Here is a 6,765-nt window from a genome sequence, read left to right as displayed (position 1 = left end):
GGGAGAGTAGGTCACCGCCAATCCAAATAATCAAAACTTTCTCCATATTACGGTCGTTTGCGAAAGCGTTTCCCTAACTTTAGGGTATGGCGCGGGATGGAGCAGCCCGGTAGCTCGTCAGGCTCATAACCTGAAGGTCGTAGGTTCAAATCCTACTCCCGCAACCAACACTAATTCCTCAATATTATCAACGGCTTGAGTTTTTACGCTCAGGCCGTCTTTGCGTTTGACACCCAAAGCAAGCGTCAAAAGACCGGACAGAGCACCCTCAAGAAGGATGTCCAGTTTGCCTGTCTCAGGTGACGGTTGAAGAACGATCTGGTCAACAAGCCCTCGCAACGCTTCCTGTGCTTCTTGCATCTCTTCCACTTTATTCAAACCTGAAATCAATGACCGGACACGTGTCTGATACGTCGTCGCCATCTTTGGGTAAATATGGATGGGATCGGGGGCAGGTGCCTGCGCAAGCTGCGCCTCCAAGGCCTTGCGACGCTCTGAAAGCGCCTGCATCTTGTCCTTCACCTGATCCGCAGGAATGCCTGCGATGATGGCATCTACGAGTTTACTGTGGTCGCGGTTGACGGTGGCCAGTTCCTTCTCGAGGGCACTGCGTCCTTGTTCGGCTTGGGCATTTAGACGGTTCCGCTCCTTGGCGTATTCCTTGCAGAAGACCTCCAACAGGTCTTGATCCATCAGGTTGTCATGGAGGGCATTTAGAACGCGTTCTTCCAGATCGGTCTGAGAAATCGTGAGCTTGTTTGTGCAGAGCGCTTTGCCTTTGTTGCGAGCAGTCGAGCAGCCAAACTGGGTTTGGGATACCTTTGAGAAGCCGCCTCCGCAGCAGCCGCACTTCAACAATCCTGAAAACAGTGTCCGCGAGCGGCGCCGGTCCCAGATGTTGTCGCCAGTGTTTTTGGTCTTCAGCGCACCTTGGCGGGCTTTAGCTGCGTCCCAGAGCGATTGCTCGATGATGCGCATCTCTGGGACATCCGAAATGACCCATTCATCTTGCGGGTTGAGGCGCGATACGCGTTTGCCCGTATCCGGATCTTTGGCGTAGGTCAGGCGGTTCCAGATCTGGCGACCGATGTAGAGTTCGTTGTTCAAGATGCCCGTGCCGTGTTCTCGGTTGCCGTGCAGGGTGGATGCGCCCCAGCCCCTGCCAGAAGGGCCCGGGATTTGTTCAGCGTTGAGGGCTTCGGCGATCTTCTTCGGAGAAATGCCATTTGCATAGTCCCTAAAAATACGCCGGATAGTCTTGGCTTCTTGCGTGTCGAGCGTGCGGTCTCCGCGGATGGCCTCGCCATTGGGGCTGAGCTTGATTACATTCTTATACCCATATGCTTTGCCGCCTGCGGACTTTCCTGCGAGTGCGCGGCGCTTTAGGCCTCGATGCGTCTTGGCGGCAAGGTCTTTGATGAACAGGGAGTTCATTGTGCCTTTAAGGCCAATGTGCATCTCTGAGACAGAGCCTTCGCTGACCGTTTCAATCATCACAGATTGGAATTCTAGCTTTTGATAAATGGACGCGATGTCCGCTTGATTGCGGGACAGGCGGTCAAGCGCTTCGGAGATAACAACGTCGAATTGTCCGGCGGCAGATAACCTCAACAGGTGTTGAATACCGCTGCGCATCAAGCTGGCCCCGGAGGTTGCCTTGTCTGAAAACACCTCGACGACTTCTAGGCCCTGTCTCGCAGCACTTGCTCGCGCGGGCGGCATGCATGTCGATGCTAAGCAGCACGTGTCACCAAAGCGGTTGTTAAATCGAGACATTTTGGGCCAAACCCTACTTTTACTTTCGCTGCGCGATGCTGGAACCAACGAGAGGCGGACGAAGAGGTATTTGGATCGATCTCCAACAATTGCCTGCGCGCAATCAGCGACGGGCTGCTTTACAAAGGAAGGGATCTAGCCTTCGTGTTAATCGGCTCGTTTTAGAGGACGGGTTTGCACCGAGTATCGCAAATCGGATCTTGCATTTTTAGTTACTTTTTACGGGTTTAACTGACTGCTTAAAAAAACAGACGGACACGGGGCTTGATGGTTAATTTTTGCGCTAAAACGATGGCCCTACAATTTTGATGTGACCTCATCTGGGAACTTCCAAAGTGATGTTGTCAAAATCGGGCTCACACGAGTCGCAAATGTACTCAGAATCTGAAGGATGAACGATGTTTTTTAACAAAGCACTGCCGGCTGCGCTGATCGCAGCACTTGGCACTCCCCTGATGGCGGAAACAGACCTTCCATTCGCGCTGGATTGGAAGTTTGAAGGACCGTCCGCACCTTACTTTCACGCCTTAGATGCAGGTTATTTTTCCGATGCCGGCCTAACCGTGACGATAAGTGAGGGCGCTGGATCTTTGGACGCAATTCCTAAGGTGGCAACTGGTGCGTTCCCAATCGGGTTTGCCGACATAAATTCACTGATGCGCTTTCTTGACCAGAACCCTGACGCCCCCGTGACGGCGGTGATGATGGTTTATGACAAGCCTCCGTTCGCCATTGTTGGACGCGAGTCCCTTGGCGTGACGGAACCATCTGACCTTGAGGGTAAAATCCTTGGTGCACCGCCCCCAGATGGAGCATGGGCACAGTTTCCCATCTTTGCCGCTGAAACCGGTATTGATGTGGATGCCATCACGGTTGAACCCGTGGGCTTCCCGACGCGCGAACCGATGCTGGCCGAAGGCAACGTTGCCGCAATTACAGGCTTTTCGTTTTCATCCACGCTGAACCTGAAACGTCTGGGCGTGCCAGATGACGACATTTCAGTGATGCTGATGGCCGACTACGGTGTTGACCTTTATGGCAACGCCATTATCGTCAACACAGACTTCGCCGAGGCAAACCCTGAAGCGGTCACAGCCTTCCTTGGCGCGGTCGCAATGGGTTGGAAAGATGCCATCGCCACACCTGATGCGGCCATTGCGGCCTTGATGGAACGTAACCCTGCCGCCGACGCTGGCCTTGAAACCGAGCGTTTGCAAATGGCCATCGATGGGAACGTCTTGACCGACTATGTGAAAGAAAACGGCATGGGCGGCATTGATGCAGCCCGCATGGCCAACGCGATTGAGCAAACAAAATCGGTTTACGAGTTTCAATCCGAACCGGATGCTGCGCTGTATTTTGATGGCAGCTACTTGCCGGATGACGGCAGCCTGATGTTGCAATAAGAAAAGCGGGGTCGCTTCTTTGGCGGCCCCATTTACAACTAAAGGCAATAGCATCGAAAACCTCATAGAAATTAAAGGCGCACGGCACGCCTACCAGACCGCAAGCGGGCCTTTGCCCGTGCTCGACGGTTTGGATGTCGCTGTGCCCTCAGGCACTTTTGCGGCCGTCGTCGGCCCATCGGGGTGTGGGAAATCCACGCTTACAAGACTTGTGGCCGGTTTGATGAAACCTGATGAGGGCGAGGTCTGGCTGCACGGCGAACGTGTCACTGGTCCGCGCAAAACCGTGGGGATGGCGTTTCAAAACCCTGTGCTTCTGGAATGGCGCACCATTTTGGACAACGTGATCCTCCCTCTTGAAATCGTGGCGCCTACGATGCCCAGAAAGGACCGCATCGCCCGCGCTATGGAGCTTTTGGATATGGTTGGCCTAACTGGGTTTGAGGGCAAACGTCCGTCAGAATTGTCAGGCGGCATGCGTCAACGCGCATCGCTTTGCCGGTCTATTGTGCACAAGCCTGAAGTCCTCATCCTTGATGAACCGTTCGGGGCTTTGGATGCATTTACCCGCGAAGACCTGTGGCAAACCATGCGAGACCTGCGTGCCGCAGAGCCCTTCACTGCTGTGCTCATTACGCATGACCTGCGCGAAAGCGTGTTTCTGGGCGATCAGGTGATTGTGCTATCAGGCCGCCCCGCGCGCACACAATATGTGATGGACGTGGATCTGCCCGCCGACCGCACATTGGACGTTCTGTTCACCCCAAAGGCCGCAGACATGCTCCATGTTCTGCGCGATCAGATCAAAATCGCCCAAGGCCGCGATGTGGAAGGGCAAGCCTGATGTTTCGCAAAATTGCTACCCCAGTCATTGCCATCTTAATCTTTCTGGGCCTTTGGGAACTGTTGGTTTGGGCTAACGGTTGGCCGAACTACAAAATGGCGTCCCCGTCAGATCTGCCGCCCGCATTCTGGAAGTATAAGGAATTGTTCTTCGTCATGGGATGGCAGACCCTTTGGCGCACCATTGTCGGGCTGTTTCTTGCTGTGATCGTTGGCACCTTGATTGGCATGATCATCGGGTTCTCGAAACTCGCGCGCGACGCACTGTATCCATTGCTGATCGGGTTTAACGCAATCCCCAAGGCGACATTAGTACCTGTTATCTCTCTTATTTTCATCGGGCAGCATGATTTCAACACGATCCTAATGGCCTTCATGATCTCGTTCTTTCCCATCGCCGTCTCTGTCGGGATTGGCCTGTCCACATTGGAACCTGAATACCGTGACATCCTGCGCGCGCTTGGCGCGTCGAAGTTCACGATTTTTCGAAAAATCGCTCTGCCTAAGACGCTGCCAGAGTTCTTTGGCGCATTGAAAGTTTCGGCCACGCTAGCGTTCATCGGCACGAACCTCGTGGAAATTGTGAGCCCGCACGGGCGTGGCCTTGGCGCATTGTTCAAGTCAGGCGAAACCAATGGGGACTACCCACTGATGTTTGCAGTCCTTATCGCGCTCGCATTTCTTGGTATCATTTTATATTACGCCGTTATTTTTCTAGAGCGCGTGTTCGCAGGTTGGGCTGACAGGGAAGGCAATTAAGTGCCCGCCGATAAGAGCGCCAAACGCAATATAATCTAAGCGAAGGGTGTTTCTGAGCGTACATAAAGACACTAGCATCATTAACACTTCCGCAGAATCGCGCCCCCCCGCGTTTGGACATCCAGCCGAAGAAAATGGCTACAATAATCTTCCTCATCGCCTGAATGAAGATGACGGACGGTTAGAAGTTGTGGGATTCCCCTATCAATTATTTTGCAGGGCTTCTGCCTGGAAACATTGTTTGGGCCAGCACCCTCGGGAGGAGATTTGAGGATGCTGGCCTTGCGTTGGCGCTCCCTGTGGAGTTTTCGCCGCGGCTCGTGCTGACTTACTCTGGGAGGAGCGAGAACCAGCACTTTTCAAGGATCTTTCAGCCTTTGCGGACTGAACCGTTATTCGTTCTCCATGAGCTTTGCGGCGTATTTCGGGATATCGGATCGCGATATGCCGATCTGCGCAAGCTGATGATCGCTCATGCTTGAAAGCGTCGACTGCATCCGGGCCGTCTGCATCGCCCTCAAACCAGATTTTGCTTTCACCCCAAGCCTTGCCAAAATCGCAAGTGAGGATGTGAACGCGAGATTGTGTGTTTGGGTGCTAACAGCCATAAGCCGCCTCCATTGCTAGGTTTTTGATGTTGCTCCGCGGGATGCCAAGATCCCTCAGGTCTCGGTCCGAGAGGACCCAGAGCTCATGATAGGTGGCGCGATAAACCCTGCGTTTGGCATGCGCCTTTTGAATATCGTCCAGTTTTTGATGAAAGAACGTGCGGCCAGCATCGAAAACGGCATCTAGCCCACTGTTTGATCGTGTTATTGCCATGATAGTTCTTCGTCTCTTGCTGCAGTGCAGAATTTATGCTGCACCGCAGAGGTACGCGTGTTTGGTAGCGCTCACAATTAGTCGATTTGGCAATGGACCCATGCCAGATGGGAACAGGTAGGCGATATAAGATGGATATTTCGGCACAGATGCTAATTTTCGTGACCGTGGTGGACCAGGGAAGCATTTCTGCGGCCGCAAGATCGATGGGACAAACGCCTTCAGCCGTCAGCAAGCAGATTGGCCTTCTGGAAGATCAGGTACATTACCGCCTGCTGAATCGGACGAGAACCGGTATTTCGCCAACGCAAGAAGGCAGGGATTTCTATGAAAAATGCAGAGCAATGGCTGAAAAGTTCAAAGAGGCCGAAGCGATGATCCATAACCTCGACGGCATCCCGCGTGGCACACTCAAAGTTGCATCTACCGTCGCCTTTGGAAAATCCCAGCTGATTCCTGCATTGCCTGCCTTCATGGATGAAAACCCAGAGGTCCAAGTGGCTTTGGATCTGAAGGATCGCGAGATCGACCTTCAAAGTGAAGGGTTTGATGCAGCCATTTGCTTTGCCGAACAGCGCAAGAATCCTGATATTGTTGTCAGGCGCATCATGCAGAGCCGCAGGGTGCTGTGTGCCGCACCGAGCTACCTTGAGCGTTCAGGCGTCCCAAAAAGTTTTGCCGATTTGCCCCACCACAATTGTCTGAGGATTACCGGAAACAGCCGAAGAAACGTATGGAATGAAGGAAATCAGAACAATTGTGAAGGATTCGAAGCACAAGGCAGATTTGAGGGAAATAGCACAGATGTTGTCTTTCGAGCGGCACTTGCTGGGATCGGAATCTCGCGACTGCCCTGTTACATGGCAAGTCGAAAGTTCCAATCAGGCGAGCTTGTCCAGATCATGCCGAAGTATGCAGCGCCAAGCACAGATATCGTCGTGATGTTTCCCGAGAAACGCAATCTTGCGCCCAAAACGCGCGCGTTTGTGGATTTTTTGGTACGGCGATTTCGGAAGGTTCAAGACTGTCAGATGACGGGGTGACCGGTCCGGAAAAATAATCGAAGAGTAAGAAAGAGGTAGCGATCCGAGTTTCTGTTTGGTTTGTGACCTGCCCCCCGAAACTTCCCTCAGTTTAATGTAGAGTTTGCTCAACCATC

Annotated in this window: 7 protein-coding genes and 1 tRNA gene; 5 read left to right on the top strand and 3 right to left on the bottom strand. The window is 53.1% G+C overall.

Going from position 1 to position 6,765, the window contains the following annotated elements:
• Positions 1–90: 90 nt before the first annotated feature.
• Positions 91–167 (top strand) — tRNA-Met (locus PFRI_RS02640).
• Here PFRI_RS02640 and PFRI_RS21945 read toward each other — a convergent pair.
• Positions 124–1,722 (bottom strand): recombinase family protein, encoded by a 1,599-nt coding sequence (locus PFRI_RS21945; protein ID WP_425439436.1) that lies wholly within the window; start codon positions 1,720–1,722, stop codon positions 124–126. The genes PFRI_RS02640 and PFRI_RS21945 overlap by 44 nt on opposite strands.
• A 452-nt stretch (positions 1,723–2,174) precedes the next feature.
• Here PFRI_RS21945 and PFRI_RS02620 point away from each other — a divergent pair, with 452 nt between their 5' ends.
• Genes PFRI_RS02620 through PFRI_RS02610 form a run of 3 tightly spaced genes read left to right on the top strand, consistent with a single transcriptional unit; the run spans position 2,175 to position 4,784 of the window.
• A complete protein-coding gene (locus tag PFRI_RS02620) occupies positions 2,175–3,182 on the top strand; it encodes an ABC transporter substrate-binding protein (RefSeq protein WP_072629201.1) in 1,008 nt (335 codons plus the stop codon).
• Between the two features lie 52 nt (positions 3,183–3,234).
• Positions 3,235–4,026: an ABC transporter ATP-binding protein gene (locus PFRI_RS02615; RefSeq protein ID WP_072629203.1), complete on the top strand. Its 792-nt coding sequence runs from the start codon at positions 3,235–3,237 to the stop codon at positions 4,024–4,026.
• On the top strand, positions 4,026–4,784 hold the full coding sequence (locus PFRI_RS02610) for an ABC transporter permease (RefSeq protein WP_072629200.1): 759 nt from the start codon (positions 4,026–4,028) through the stop codon (positions 4,782–4,784). Before PFRI_RS02615 ends, PFRI_RS02610 begins: the two co-directional genes overlap by 1 nt.
• A 392-nt stretch (positions 4,785–5,176) precedes the next feature.
• Here the strand turns inward: PFRI_RS02610 and PFRI_RS02605 are convergent, their stop codons facing one another.
• Both PFRI_RS02605 and PFRI_RS21600 read right to left on the bottom strand, forming a co-directional pair.
• A complete protein-coding gene (locus PFRI_RS02605) occupies positions 5,177–5,392 on the bottom strand; it encodes a DUF1127 domain-containing protein (RefSeq protein WP_072629199.1) in 216 nt (71 codons plus the stop codon).
• Positions 5,382–5,525: a DUF1127 domain-containing protein gene (locus tag PFRI_RS21600; RefSeq protein ID WP_245812235.1), complete on the bottom strand. Its 144-nt coding sequence runs from the start codon at positions 5,523–5,525 to the stop codon at positions 5,382–5,384. The genes PFRI_RS02605 and PFRI_RS21600 overlap by 11 nt, the downstream gene beginning before the upstream one ends.
• Positions 5,526–5,737: 212 nt before the next feature.
• Between PFRI_RS21600 and PFRI_RS02595 the strand changes: the two genes are divergently transcribed.
• A complete protein-coding gene (locus PFRI_RS02595) occupies positions 5,738–6,649 on the top strand; it encodes a LysR family transcriptional regulator (protein WP_072629198.1) in 912 nt (303 codons plus the stop codon).
• Positions 6,650–6,765 lie beyond the last annotated feature (116 nt).

It is taken from the genome of Planktotalea frisia (genome assembly GCF_001890925.1).
Lineage (GTDB): Bacteria > Pseudomonadota > Alphaproteobacteria > Rhodobacterales > Rhodobacteraceae > Planktotalea > Planktotalea frisia.
Note: the sequence above shows the minus strand (reverse complement) of the source record. Positions and strands in the feature narration are given on the sequence as shown.